Raw genomic sequence first — 12,793 nt, forward strand, 5'->3', positions numbered from 1 at the left:
GGCAAGCCGCCCGCGCATTGCCCTCAGTTATTTTCGCAGAAGCCGGGAGCATCTGCGGTGCAGACATCGAGCCCGGTGAACAGCGGATCATCGACCTTTTCGCCATTGATAAGCTGGATCATGACGTCGGGCGCGCGGTAGCCCATCTCGAACGGTCGCTGGCCGACCTGCACATGGCTGCGCCCCTCGCGGAAGGCCTTGGTCTGCGGCGGCAGCGTGTCGCCGGCGATGATGATCAGGTCCTTGGATTTCAGCCTGTCCATCACTTGATCCGTCACCTGGGTATAGGCCTGAGGGGCAAACTGCGCCCAGCCGCCGATCAAGATAAAGGCGTCGAGATCCGGATTTGCGGTAAACACATCAGACATCTGCTGGTTGGCGAGATCGGCCTGGTCATTGGTGAAGACCGGGCAACCCTCGATCTCGGTCCAGCCGTTCTGCCCAGTGAGCCGGTCGACATTCTTCTCGCCCGCGATGGTGTCGCGGAAGCCCTGGGCGCGGGCATTGATGTTGTCGGCGGCGACATTGCCGAGCTGGAGGCAGACCGTGCCGCCGTCAGCGCGAAGCTTTTTCGCCTCTTCCGCCATCTTGACGCCCATCAGATAGTTGTCCGTGCCGAGATAGGTCTTGCGCAGATCGCGATCCTGCTCGAGGAAATCGGCATCGATGGTCATAACCGGAACGTCCGGCGCGATCTCGCGAATGCGGTTGGCCATGGCCGGCGCGTTCGATGGCGAAATCGCGATCGCCGCGACGCCGCGGGTCAAGAGGTCATCGACGATCTGCACCTCGCCGGCTTCGTCGGAGGACGAGGCGGGCCCGGTGTAGAGGCACTCGTATTCGCTGTCCTTGTTTTCCGAAAGCCACTTCTTGCAGCCGAGATTGATCTGCTCGAAGAACGGGTTGTCGAGCCCCTTGACCACGATGGCCAGTGTCTTCTTGTCCTGCGCTCCCGCCTGACCGGCAAGAAGCATGGCCGCCGAGAGGGCGGTTATAGCCAGATATTTGATATTCATTGCAATTCTCCTCCTCTTCGCAATCGCCGGCGAAGGCTCCTTCCTCAGCCGGGATACCAGACAATGCGCGGGTCGTTTTCGCCGCGCCTGTAGTTCCATGCACGTTCAATGAGCTCCTCGAGGCCGACCGACGGCGTCCAGCCCAGCAGCTTGCGGGCCTTGGCGTTATCCAGCCAGTTGCTGTGAAACGGCGTCGCTATCTCCGCCCGGCCCGTGCCGGCGGCCTCCCTCAGCGCGGCAACCGCGCCGTAATCGACGGGTTCGTTCATGGCGATATTGAAGAGCTCGCCCTGGGCCTCAGGATTGTCGATCGCAAGCAGGATCGCGCCCACCAGATCGTCGACATGAATGAAGTTGCGCTTCAGAAAGCCGCCATCGGAATCGCGCATGGCGGGAAAGACGTCGCCATTGCGCATTGTCGCAAGGTCAGCCGCGTCGACGAGCGTTTCCCAGGGCGGGCCGCCGAACTGGGTGTCGTCGAGGGCAAAAGCATATCTGAAGTCATCCTTTTCCATGATCCACGGCGCGCGCAGGATCGTGTAGCCGAGGTCGTACTGGATGCCGAACTGTTCCAGCATCACCTCTTCCATCACCTTGGTCAGCGCATAGACGCCCGGATAGGCGCGGCGCGGCGACGTTTCGGTGATTGGCGCGGCGTAGCCCTGAAAAATATGGCCGACGACGCAATCGCCGCTGAGCAGCAGGAACTGGCGGCCGGTCTCGGACCTGCGGAACCGGTCGAGCAGAAGGTAAAGCCCCTTCAACGCGACATCGATGGCGAGATCGGGCGACTCCTTAACCGCGGCCAGATGAACAACATGGCTGACGCCATTGAGCGCCCGCTCGACCACCTGTTCATCGGCCATCGAGCCGCGGATTACGGTGACCCGGCGATCATCCGTTTCGATAAGGCGGTTGTTGCAAAGCGCAACCACCGCGAAATCCGAAAAACGCTGCTCGGCCAGAAAGGCGGGCAAGAACGCCTGTCCCACTTTTCCGGCCGCGCCGGTCACCAGCAGCTTCATCGGCAACCCCCCTCGATATCCCCTTGTGTCGGATGTGATAATTATTTAATAATAATATTAAGTCAAGTTATTATTGATTTAGTTATGGCGCCAGGGGAGATTGCCGGATAAGCTCGACGCTTTCCGGAGCGGCGCCGGACAATAGGGAGGGGACCTGTGACGAGACTTGTTTTGTCGGGAATATCGAAGAATTTCGGGGCCATTCAGGCCCTGTCATCCGTGTCGCTGGAAATCGCGCCGGGCGAGGTGCTGGGTCTGATGGGCGATAACGGCGCGGGCAAGAGCACGCTGGTAAAGATTATTGCCGGCAATTTCCCACCGTCTGCGGGCGAGATGCGCATCGACGGCAAGACAGTTGCCTTCCACCGGCCGCGGGACGCGCAGGAGCAAGGCATCGAGGTCGTGTATCAGGACCTCGCGCTCTGCGACAATCTGTCGGCCGCCTCGAATGTCTTTCTCGGTCGCGAGGCCATGCGCCGGGTCGGGCTCGTCAAATATCTGAACTATCGCCAGATGAACGAGACCGCGGCAGACCTCTTCCGCCAGCTCAAGTCCGAAACCCATCCGCGCGACCTTGTGCGGAAAATGTCGGGCGGCCAGCGCCAGGCGGTCGCCATCGCGCGCACGCTGCTCTCGAAGCCCAAGATCGTGATGATGGACGAGCCGACGGCAGCGATCTCGGTCCGTCAGGTCAAGGAGGTGCTGGATCTGATCCTGAGGCTCAAGGACCAGGGCATCAGCGTCATCCTGATCAGCCACCGGATGCCGGATGTCTTCGGCGTCGCCGACAGGATCGCCGTCTTGCGGCGTGGCGAGCTTGTCGCCAGCAAGCCTGCGGCAGGCTCCTCTCCCGAAGAAGTCACCGGTCTTATCACCGGCGCAATCGAAGCGGCATAGAAAGGCGGACCAATGACCACCATGGACCATGTGATATCAAGAAGTCAGCACCGCAACTGGACCTCGAAACTCGCCACCCAGCAGCTTTTCTGGGTGTTCATCGCCGCGATCGCGGCCTGCCTGGCGCTGAGCCTCATGACTGATACCTTCGCCAGCGAGAGAAACCTGTTCAACGTCGCCCGCAACTTCGCCTTTGTCGGCGTCATCGCGATTGGCATGACGGTGGTGATCGCCTCGGGCGGGATCGACTTGTCGGTCGGCTCGAGCGTGGTTTTGAGCGCGATGGTGATCAGCGTGCTGATGGCCGGCGGCATGTCGTTCTGGCTCGCCGCCCCGATGGCGATCGGCGCAGCACTTCTGGTAGGGCTCGTGAACGGCGTGCTGATCGCCTATGGCGGGATGCCACCCTTCGTGATCACGCTCGGCACGCTTTCGGCCGCGCGCTCTCTCGCCATGGTGCTTTCCGACAACAAGATGATCTGGGAATTCGGGCCCGACCATGATCTCCTGCTCTGGATCGGCGGCGGTTCGACGCTTGGCATCCCGCACCCGCTCTACGCGCTCGCATTGCTGACGCTCGTCATGTCGCTCACGCTCAAATGGACGCGGTGGGGCCAGCATGTCTATGCCATCGGCAGCAATGAGAGCGCCGTGCGCCTGACCGGCATTCCCGTCAAGCGGCTCAAGGTCAGCATCTACATGTTCTCCGCCTTTACCGCGGGCGTGGCCGGAATCCTGATGGCCGGCTGGCTCGGCAGCGTGACCACCAATCTCGGCCAGGCGCTGGAACTGACCGTGATCGCCGCCGCGGTGATCGGCGGCGCCAACCTTGCCGGCGGCGAGGGCACGGCGATCGGCGCGGTCGTCGGCGCGCTTCTGATCGAGGTCATTCGAAACTCCCTGATCCTTCTCGGCATCTCGACATTCTGGCAAGGAATGTTCATAGGTACATTCATCATTATTGCGGTGGCGTTCGACCGAATCAGGCATTTCAGATCATGAGGCCTGCAACGGGTGACAGCGCCGATCGTCTTGGAGAATGCATTGAAACCGACAATGATGGATGTCGCCGCCCGCGCCGGCGTATCCCAGGCCACCGTCTCCCTCATCCTCAACGGCAGTTCCGGCGCCCGCTTCAGCGAAGCGACGCGCAAGAGGGTGTTCGATGCCGCCGAGGCCCTGGGCTACCGGCTGTCCAACAAGACGGCGACAACCAGCCATGCGGCCGCCAAGGTCATCGTCTTCCTCGTCGATGAGCTTACCACCGATCCCTGGATGGCGCTCGCCTTCGAGGGCGCGCGGGAAAAGGCGCTGGAGAGCGGGATCATCGTGACGCTTGGCGTGTTCCGCAAGGGCGAGGATCCTGATGATGGGGTATTGTCCATCTGCGAAAGCCAGACCTTGGTGGGCTATATCTTCGGCACGATCCTGACCCGCAAGGTCGATCCGCCCCAGGCGCTTCTCGATGCCCCTTCCGTGCTCGTCAATTGCTACGACCAGCAACGCCGCCTACCCTCGATCGTGCCGGGCGATGTGGCCGGCGGACGCGCCGCGACCGAGCGGCTGATCGCCGGCGGGCGCAGGCGCGTTGCGCTGATCAACGGCCAGGAGGGGCTCGACAATCCGCGTGATCGGCTGCGCGGCTACAAGCAGGCGCTTGCCAGCAACGACCTCGCCTATGACCCGAAGCTTGTTCACTACGGCAATTGGGAGCCGTCGTCCGGCTACGAGAAGACCCACGAACTGATGAGGCTTCCCGACCCGCCCGACGGCATTTTCTGCGCCAACGACCTGATGGCGATCGGTTGTCTTGAGGCGCTGAAGGAGCTCGGCAAGTCCATCCCCGGCGATGTCGCGGTCGTCGGCTTCGACAATCGCGATATCGCCCAGTTCACCATGCCCCCGCTGACGACCTACCATCTCCCCATGTTCGAAATGGGCGCAATGGCCGTCGAATTGCTCGAGGACATGATGGGCGGACTGACCAGCGCGCATGACCAGCTCAAGGTCGAGTGCACCCTGATCGAGCGGGTTTCGGGTTAGCCGGAGCTGTACGCCTTTTGCGAATGCGCGAACACAGGCTTGACCGGTTTGGGATGACAAAAACGGAATCGTAGAAGGTCAGGGCACCAGGAGGCGCCGCTTCCGGCCCCAGTTCAGAAACGAGCGCCCTTCCTGATCATATCCGCAGCCTTTTCGGCGATCATCACGACGGGCGAGGCCGTGTTTCCGGATACGATTTTTGGCATGATCGAGGCATCGACGATCCGCAGACCATCAAGCCCCCTGAAACGAAGCTGCGGATCAACGACGGCCTCGTCGTCAACGCCCATGCGACAGGTTCCGACCGGATGGAAGATCGTGGTTGCGATGTTGCCGGCCGCTGACAGCAGGGCGTCATCGCCCTCGACCGCCGGCCCGGGAAGGATTTCCTCCAGCGCGTAAGGCTTCAGCGCCTTCGCCGTCATGATCCTGCGCGCCTGTCTGATCGAGGCGACCGCTATGTCCCTGTCCTTTGCCGCCGACAGATAATTCAAACGTATCTCCGGCTGTGCCATGGCGTCAGCGGTCGTTATGTGGCTGGCGCCAACGCTTTCGGGCCTCAGATTGCAGACCGAAACCGTGATGGCGGGAAAAGCGTGAAGCGGTTCTCCCAGCCTTTCGGTCGAGAGCGGCTGGACGTGATATTCGAGATCGGGCATCTCCAGCGACGGATCGGATTTCGTGAACATGCCGAACTGGCTCGGCGCCATCGACATGGGGCCCGATCGCTTCAGCCCGTATTCGAGCGCGATCGTTGCCTTGCCGTATAGAGAGTGCACCATGGTATTGAGGGTCTTTGCGTTCTTCACCTTGTAGACCGTGCGGATCTGCAGATGGTCCTGCAGGTTCTCCCCCACGCCCCGTCTTGCAAAACAGGGATCTATCCCAAGGGAAGAAAGCCGTTCCGGATCGCCAACGCCCGAGTGTTCAAGGATTTTTGGCGAGTTGATAGCACCGGCGCAAAGCAGGACTTCAGCGTTTGCACGGGCCGTGAAGGTCGCGCCCTTGTGGTGAAACCGGACGCCCGTCACCCGCCGGCCCTCGATGATCAGGCGTTCAGTCTCGGCGTGGGTGACAAGGCGCAGGTTTGGCCGCTTCAGGGCGGGCCGCAGAAAGCCCTTGGCCGTGTTCCAGCGCACGCCGTTTTTCTGGTTCACCTCGAAGAAACCGCTGCCCTCATTGCTGCCATCGTTGAAATCGGGGCGCGGCATGATGCCGAACTCCTTCGCGCCCTCCTGCACCGCCTTGAGAATCTCCCACCGCCCGCGCTGACGGGCGACTTTCCATTCACCGCCGCTGCCATGCATCGCGCTTTTGCCCGCATGATGATCCTCGGATTTCAGGAAATAGGGCAGAACATCATCCCAGGCCCAGCCGACATTGCCGAGCTGACGCCAGTGGTCGTAATCGGCGGACTGGCCGCGCATGTAGATCATGCCGTTCACCGAAGAACAGCCGCCCAGCACCTTGCCGCGCGGATAGACCAGGCTGCGCCCGTTGAGACCCGGTTCGGCGGCCGTCTTCATCATCCAGTCGGTGCGCGGATTGCCGATGCAATAAAGATAACCGACGGGGATATGGACCCAGTGGTAGTTATCCGAGCCGCCCGCCTCCAGCAGCAACACACGGCAGGCAGGGTTCTCGGTCAGCCGGTTGGCGAGAACGCAGCCCGCCGTGCCGGCCCCGACGATGATGTAATCATAGCTGCCCTCAAGTTTCATTCACCGGCCTCCGAAGCCGCAAGGTCACGCCAGATCGGATCCATCGCCCGGATTGCCCGGCGCCATATTTCATAGCGCTGGTCATAATGGGCGCGCATGTGCGGATCGGGCGTATAGGTGTGGGCCGGCCGGGTCATGCCGGCCACCGCTGCCGCCTCCTCGGGATGGATGCCGACGCCGACGGAGGCGGCGATCACAGCGCCCAGCGCGCCAGTCTCTCGCGCCTGCGCAACGGTGACCGGGACGCCGAGGCCATCGGCGAACATTGCCGGCCAGTGCGGCGAGCGCGCCCCGCCGCCCGCAAGCGCCGCCCTGTCGAAGGTGACCCCGGCTTCGGCCAGCACCTCGATATGGCGGCGATGCTCGAACATCACGCCCTCGTAGAGCGCGCGCAGCAGATGCCCTTCGCCATGCCAGCCGGCAAGGCCGAAAAAGCCGCCGCGCTGGTGCGCGCCCAACCGGCCGCCATAAAGAAAGGGGTGAAACATCGGATCTTCCGGCCCCGGGGTCACGCTGCCGACGGCCTCATTGACGAAGCCGAAGGGATCGTCGTGATGGCCGCCGCGCTCCACGAAGCTCCTCACATACCATTCAAGATTGGCCGCCGATGTGGCGCTGTTTTCCATGTTGGCGAACCGGTTGCGGCCATAGGCCGAGATCATGAAGACGCGATCGTCGCGCACCGGGGCGTCGGAGAAAACCTGATTGATCGACCAGCTTCCAACGATAATCGAGGCTGCGCCGCTGCCGACCGCGCCCGAGCCGAGCGCGGAGGCCACCACATCGAAATAGCCGGCGACCACCGGCGTGCCCTCGGCAAGTCCGGTCGCCTCCGCCGCCGCTCCGGTTACAGTGCCGACAATGCTGGTCGGCTCGACAAGCTCCGGCAATAGCCCTTCGGCGTCTTCGAGACCGTAGAGCGCGAGCAGATCATTGTCATAGGCCGCTTCCGGCAAACGAAGCAGACCGGCGCCCGACATGTCCGAAATCTCGCTGGTCTTTTTTCCGGTCAGATGCCAGCCGATGACGTCCTTGGCGAAAAGCAGCGTCCCCGCCCGCGCATAAATCTCCGGGCGATTGGCCTTGAGCCATGCAAGCAGCGTCGGGGTTTGCGATGGCCACGGCCGCTGAAGGCAGATGGCGTGAAGCGCATCGCCTTTGGCGGCGTCCAGTTCACCGGCAAGGGCTGCCGCCCTGGTATCGAGCGACTGTATGCCGATCAGCGCTTCATCGTCCCTGTCCAGCAGATAGAGCCCGTTTCCGTGCCCTGCCATGCCGATGGCGGCGATTGCGGATGGCGGGCAGCCACCGGCCTCAAGGCAGCCCCGGATCGCGACCCTGGCATTGTCCCAAAGCTCGGCGACGGATCGCTCGACCATGCCGGGCGCCGGCGTTTCGGTTGCGCCATCGATGGCGTGGGCGGCGACCTGCCGCCCCTCGAGATCGAACAGCACGGCCTTGATCACGGTGTTGCCGGCATCCAGTCCCAGCAGATATCTTGCCTGATCAGCCACGATTATAGATGTCCCACGCTTCATCGCCGCCGGCGCCGTCATGGATGATCGCCATCAGGGCCGCCACCACCGCCTTCGGATTGTCATGCTGATAGATGTTGCGGCCATAGACCATGCCTTTTGCGCCCTGCGCTATCAAGGCCGCGGATTTGGCGAGCACCGCCTTCAGATCCTCCTTGCCGCCGCCGCGCACCAGCACCGGCACGCGCGCCGCCTCGACCACGCGATGGAAATCCTCCGGGTCTTCGGTCGGGTCGGCCTTGATGATGTCGGCGCCCATCTCGCTTGCGAGCCGCACCAGCGTCACGATCTTCTCGGCGTCGCCATCGACCTGATAGCCGCCGCGCACATCATTGGGCAGCATCACCAGAGGCTCGATCATCAGCGGCATGCCGTATTTGTGGCAGGAAGCGCGCACGCGCGCGATGTTTTCCACGCATTGGCGGAACAGCTCGGGCTCGTCGGGCAGCATGAACAGGTTGACCACCACGCAGGCGGCATCCATTTCCAGCGCGCCTATGATCGGCTCGTCCGCATTCTGCAGCATCGACCACATCACCCGATGCCGCCGGTCATTATAGGGATTGCCCATGTCGATGCGCATCACCAGCGCCGGCTTGTCCTTTTCCGGCCGGCCCTGCAACAGGTCAGCCGGGCCATAGGCCATCTGGATCGCGTCGGGTTTCGCCTTGATCAGGCTGTCGACGACGCCGGCCATGTCCTCAAGCCCGACCAGGAAGCTCGGCTCGTTGCAGACCCCGTGGTCGATGGCGACATCCAGGCATCCGCCATTGGTGAACAATCGATTCATGCGGGCTTTCGTGCTTAGGCGCATTGCCGGCTCCTTGTCTCTGCTCTCTGTTTCAGAATTTCCGGCGGAACCCCGTGATAGTCCCGCAATTCTTCGATGACCGCCTGGCATTCGCGCGCCCTACGGGCGTCATCCCAGCCAAGCGCTTGCGCCATGACGGCCGCGATTGCCTCGATCTGTTCGCGGTCAATCTTGCCGGTGATGGCAAGCGATGTCCGGCGCAGGATGATATCGGATAGGTGCTCGACATGCTCATCGGCCGTCAGCAAGGCGATTTCCGCCGCCGTGAGCTCAAGTCCCGCAATCGGCGTGTCATCCGTGCGGGCCGTCAGCGCCGTCAGCAGCGCCCGCGCCCGCGTTCCGTAGACGTCCGCCATATGCGTTGCGCGCGCCTTGCTGATGCCGAAGGTATCCATCAGCTCGCCGACCAGCAATTCGGGCCTTTCCGGGTAATCACGTCCGCCGCCGATCGGCAGCGCCTCGGTGCTTGTGACCCGTTCCCGCCCGAGTTCCCTGAGCACGGCATCGGCGGTCTGCTCCGAAAACGCCCTGAACGATGTCCATTTGCCGCCGACCATGCAGAATTGCGGCACGGGCCCGTCCATGCGATGCACCTTGTGGTCGCGCGAGATTCGTCCGGTGAAATCGTGGTCGCTGACCGGCAGCGGGCGGATGCCGCTATAGCTGAAGACCACGTCGTTCCGGTGAATGGCGATTTCGGGAAACACCAGCTTCAGAGAGCCGAGTATGTACTCAAGCTCCTCATCCTCGCAGCGCGTGCGACCGGCATGCTGCACCCTGATATCCGTCGAGCCGGCAAGCACCTTGCCCAGATAGGGAAAGACGATGCAGACGCGGCCATCCGTGTTCTCGAAGTAGATCATGTGACCGTTGAGCGCCGCAAACAGTCTGTCATTATCGATGATCAGGTGGGACCCCTTGGTGCCGGAGACCAGCGGCCCGCTCCCTTCCCCGCGCGGCGCGATTTGCGCGTTGACTTCGTCAAGCCAGGCGCCGGAGGCGTTGACGATGACGCGGGTGGATATCGCGTAGCTGTTGCCGGTCTCCCTGTCCGTCACCGTGTAGCCCTCGCGCTGAGGGCTGATCTCGGCATAATTGAGCGCAATCGAAGCCGGGGCGGCGCTTTCCGTATCCAGCACCAGTTCCACACCCAGCCGTTCGGGATAGGATATCCAGGCGTCGTAATAGGTGGCCGAGCAACAGAGGCTGCCGGTGAGTTCCGGCCACCTCCGGCGGGTCTTCGCAGCGCCGCGGAATGTGTGTTTCGGCAGCCTGCTTCGCCCGCGCGTGATCGTGTCATAGAGGGTCAGGCCGAGTTTGATCGGCAGTGCGCCCCGGCTCGATGGCTTGCCCGATCCGCCGAACAGGGTCGCCGCCGAATTGAACAGGCCGGACACATAGGAGGTGACCGGGATGGTGGTCGGCAGGGGCCGGACCATATGCGGCGCATTGGCAAGCAGGGCGTCGCGCTCGGCAAGGGATTCGCGCACCAAGTCGAACTCGCCGTTTTCGAGATAGCGAAGGCCGCCATGGATCATGCGCGAGGGAGCGGCGCTGCAGCCGGAGCAGAAGTCGTTGCGCTCCACCAGCAGCACGCGAAGACCCTGTAGCGACAGGTCACGGAAAACCCCCAGACCATTGATGCCGCCGCCAATCACAACGGCGTCGAAGACGCCGTTTGCGGCCAGTTTCTCAAAGCTTTTCGCTCTTTGCGCAGACATAGGGGCTCCGTGCGCCGGAGGGGCCTCCGGCGTTCTCAAATTCCAGTATTGCGGTCGGTTAACCGTCCAGTTCGCTCAGATGGGTCGTAACGGCGCTGCTGATCGTTTTCTTTTCCTCCTCGGAAAGCCTGAGCCGTCCCGCCGCGGCGTTCTCGCGCGCCTGTTGGGCATTTCTGGCGCCGCACAGCGAAAAGGTGATGCCCGGCTGGGCGAGCGTCCATGCGATCACCACCTGCGCCGGACTGGCGTCGTGAGCGCTGGCGATCGGTTCGATCTTGTCCATCAGGGCGGCGACCTTCCGCCGGTTTTCGAGCGAGAAACGGGGATTGTCCTTGCGCTGGTCATCGCCGCTGAACGTCCGCTCGGGCCCCATCTTTCCGCTCAGAAGGCCAAGCGCCAGCGAGGAGTAGCTCAGCACCGAAACGCCGTTTTCTACGCAGACCGGAAGCAGCGTGGTCTCGATATCCCGTTTGACCATGCTGTATTCTTCCTGGATCGCGTCGAGCGCTCCCGCGGCCAGATAGGCAGCGATATCCTCCGCCGAGGTATTGCTGGCGCCGATCGAGCGGATCTTGCCCTGCCGTTTCAGCTGCTCCAGCGCCTCCATCGTCTCATCGACGGGCGTTGTCGGATCCTGCCAGTGGGTGATGTAGTGGTCGATATAATCCGTCTTGAGACGCTTCAGGCTCTGCTCGATTTCGAAGACGATCGAATCCTTGCCGAGGTAGCGGTGGACGGGCTTTCCGTCGTAGTCGAAGAAGTGATTGCCCTTTTGCATATGCCAGATCAGACCGCATTTGGTCGCCAGCACCACCTTGTCGCGCCGTCCGGCAAGCGCCTTTCCGACGATCTCTTCGGCCAGACCCTGACCATAGGCGGGCGCGGTATCGATCAGCGTGATGCCCTCATCGAGGGCGGCGTGGATGGCCCCGATCGAGCGCGCCTCGTCCGTGCCGCCCCACATCCAGCCGCCGATTGCCCAGGTGCCGAGACCGACCACGGAGGCCTCGATGCCGGAGTGTCCGATCGGGCGCTTTGCCATTTCATGCGACATTTTTAGACCTTTCCATTTCTGCAAGGACCGCGTTCACGGTCCCCTCATCCAGGATCAGCGAATCCAGGTATTTTCCGTTCAGAACCGTCTGGATCGGGCGAACCTTGTGCGGACCGGAAGCGACGCCGATCACCGTCCGGCAACCCGAAATCTCCGAGGGGGCGACCGCGACCAGCCGCGAGTTCAGTTCGTAATTCGCGAGGCTTCCGCCCTCCAGGATCAGATGGGCCATGAACTCCGCCGATACGCCGAGCCCGACCATCATCTTCCGGTCCTCTTCCGGGACCGGGTTGAGGTCGTAATAGCTCGATCCGCTCGGCTCGATGGAGCCGATGCCCGTCAGCGCAAGATTGGCGGCGCGCGCCAGATCGAACACCTCGCGCACGGAAGACATTTCCTTGAGCATTTCGCATTGCGCGCGGCTTTCGGCGAAAAGCGGCGCATGGACCATCAGCGCCCTGCCCCCCAGCCGTTCGGCAAGCCTCGAGGCCAGATTGTTGACGTCGGTATAGAACTTGCCCTGAACGCCGCCCGTCAGCGGCACCACGGTGACATCGAAACTGCGGTCGGCGACCAGATTGTCGACCGTGGCGCTGACGGCCTTGCCGCCGGTAATGGCGATGACGTCGCCGTCGCGGACATTTTCGAGGATGACATTGGCCGCTGCCTTGCCAACCTGCTGGAGGTTGGTTTCGGCATTCCCCGACACGGTGGGCGTGATCACCGCCGAGCCGAGAGAGGTCGCCTGCACCAGCGTGGCTTCAAGCTCCATAAGCCGCTGATAGGGCGTCTCGATATCGATCCGGACCATCCCGAGCCTGCGCCCCTGGGCGATCAACCGGTTGACCTTGGAATGCGACAGGTTGAGCCGCTGCGCGATCTCCGACTGCTTCATCCCCTCCAGGAAGTGCAGCACAAGCACGGTGTGCATCTGACGGGCAGTTTCAAAATCGAGATTGTGGTCGAGCAT

The 12,793-nt window shown here is 62.6% G+C and carries 11 protein-coding genes; 3 read left to right on the forward strand and 8 right to left on the reverse strand.

Going from position 1 to position 12,793, the window contains the following annotated elements:
* Window positions 1–23 precede the first annotated feature (23 nt).
* Together V6765_RS08405 and V6765_RS08410 are read right to left on the reverse strand one after the other, a co-directional pair.
* Window positions 24–1,016 carry a sugar-binding protein gene (locus V6765_RS08405; RefSeq protein WP_448427683.1) on the reverse strand — a complete coding sequence of 331 codons (993 nt, stop codon included), beginning with the start codon at window positions 1,014–1,016 and terminating at the stop codon, window positions 24–26.
* Between the two features lie 44 nt (window positions 1,017–1,060).
* Window positions 1,061–2,041 carry an NAD-dependent epimerase/dehydratase family protein gene (locus V6765_RS08410; protein ID WP_448427685.1) on the reverse strand — a complete coding sequence of 327 codons (981 nt, stop codon included), beginning with the start codon at window positions 2,039–2,041 and terminating at the stop codon, window positions 1,061–1,063.
* A 156-nt stretch (window positions 2,042–2,197) separates the two neighbouring features.
* Here V6765_RS08410 and V6765_RS08415 point away from each other — a divergent pair, with 156 nt between their 5' ends.
* From V6765_RS08415 to V6765_RS08425, 3 genes are read left to right on the forward strand one after another with little or no spacing between them, the layout of a single operon-like run.
* Entirely contained in the window at window positions 2,198–2,938 is a 741-nt protein-coding gene (locus tag V6765_RS08415; RefSeq protein ID WP_448427687.1) for an ATP-binding cassette domain-containing protein, read from the forward strand.
* 12 nt (window positions 2,939–2,950) lie between these two features.
* A complete protein-coding gene (locus V6765_RS08420; RefSeq protein ID WP_448427689.1) occupies window positions 2,951–3,940 on the forward strand; it encodes an ABC transporter permease in 990 nt (329 codons plus the stop codon).
* 42 nt (window positions 3,941–3,982) lie between these two features.
* The gene (locus V6765_RS08425) at window positions 3,983–4,981 is read left to right on the forward strand and encodes a LacI family DNA-binding transcriptional regulator (protein WP_448427691.1); all 999 of its coding nucleotides are present in this window, start codon (window positions 3,983–3,985) and stop codon (window positions 4,979–4,981) included.
* Between the two features lie 113 nt (window positions 4,982–5,094).
* Here the strand turns inward: V6765_RS08425 and V6765_RS08430 are convergent, their stop codons facing one another.
* From V6765_RS08430 to V6765_RS08455, 6 genes are read right to left on the reverse strand one after another with little or no spacing between them, the layout of a single operon-like run.
* Window positions 5,095–6,702, reverse strand: coding sequence for a GMC family oxidoreductase (locus tag V6765_RS08430; RefSeq protein ID WP_448427693.1), 1,608 nt, complete (start codon window positions 6,700–6,702; stop codon window positions 5,095–5,097).
* Window positions 6,699–8,216: an FGGY-family carbohydrate kinase gene (locus tag V6765_RS08435; protein WP_448427695.1), complete on the reverse strand. Its 1,518-nt coding sequence runs from the start codon at window positions 8,214–8,216 to the stop codon at window positions 6,699–6,701. Before V6765_RS08435 ends, V6765_RS08430 begins: the two co-directional genes overlap by 4 nt.
* Complete coding sequence (locus tag V6765_RS08440; protein ID WP_448427697.1) at window positions 8,209–9,051, reverse strand: class I fructose-bisphosphate aldolase; 843 nt, start codon at window positions 9,049–9,051, stop codon at window positions 8,209–8,211. Before V6765_RS08440 ends, V6765_RS08435 begins: the two co-directional genes overlap by 8 nt.
* Complete coding sequence (locus V6765_RS08445) at window positions 9,042–10,769, reverse strand: FAD-dependent oxidoreductase (protein ID WP_448427699.1); 1,728 nt, start codon at window positions 10,767–10,769, stop codon at window positions 9,042–9,044. The genes V6765_RS08440 and V6765_RS08445 overlap by 10 nt, the downstream gene beginning before the upstream one ends.
* A gap of 58 nt (window positions 10,770–10,827) precedes the next feature.
* Complete coding sequence (locus V6765_RS08450; protein ID WP_448427701.1) at window positions 10,828–11,823, reverse strand: aldo/keto reductase; 996 nt, start codon at window positions 11,821–11,823, stop codon at window positions 10,828–10,830.
* Entirely contained in the window at window positions 11,813–12,793 is a 981-nt protein-coding gene (locus V6765_RS08455; protein ID WP_448427703.1) for a sugar-binding transcriptional regulator, read from the reverse strand. The genes V6765_RS08450 and V6765_RS08455 overlap by 11 nt, the downstream gene beginning before the upstream one ends.

It is taken from the genome of Martelella sp. FOR1707, assembly GCF_053484265.1.

What these genes read in the sequence shown, in the direction of transcription:
- V6765_RS08445 (WP_448427699.1), bottom strand. Translation starts at nt 10,769, where the DNA reads ATGTCTGCGCAAAGAGCGAAAAGCTTTGAGAAACTGGCCGCAAACGGC.
- V6765_RS08410 (WP_448427685.1), bottom strand. Translation starts at nt 2,041, where the DNA reads ATGAAGCTGCTGGTGACCGGCGCGGCCGGAAAAGTGGGACAGGCGTTC.
- V6765_RS08455 (WP_448427703.1), bottom strand. Translation starts at nt 12,793, where the DNA reads ATGCTCGACCACAATCTCGATTTTGAAACTGCCCGTCAGATGCACACC.
- V6765_RS08420 (WP_448427689.1), top strand. Translation starts at nt 2,951, where the DNA reads ATGACCACCATGGACCATGTGATATCAAGAAGTCAGCACCGCAACTGG.
- V6765_RS08405 (WP_448427683.1), bottom strand. Translation starts at nt 1,016, where the DNA reads ATGAATATCAAATATCTGGCTATAACCGCCCTCTCGGCGGCCATGCTT.
- V6765_RS08450 (WP_448427701.1), bottom strand. Translation starts at nt 11,823, where the DNA reads ATGTCGCATGAAATGGCAAAGCGCCCGATCGGACACTCCGGCATCGAG.
- V6765_RS08440 (WP_448427697.1), bottom strand. Translation starts at nt 9,051, where the DNA reads ATGCGCCTAAGCACGAAAGCCCGCATGAATCGATTGTTCACCAATGGC.
- V6765_RS08430 (WP_448427693.1), bottom strand. Translation starts at nt 6,702, where the DNA reads ATGAAACTTGAGGGCAGCTATGATTACATCATCGTCGGGGCCGGCACG.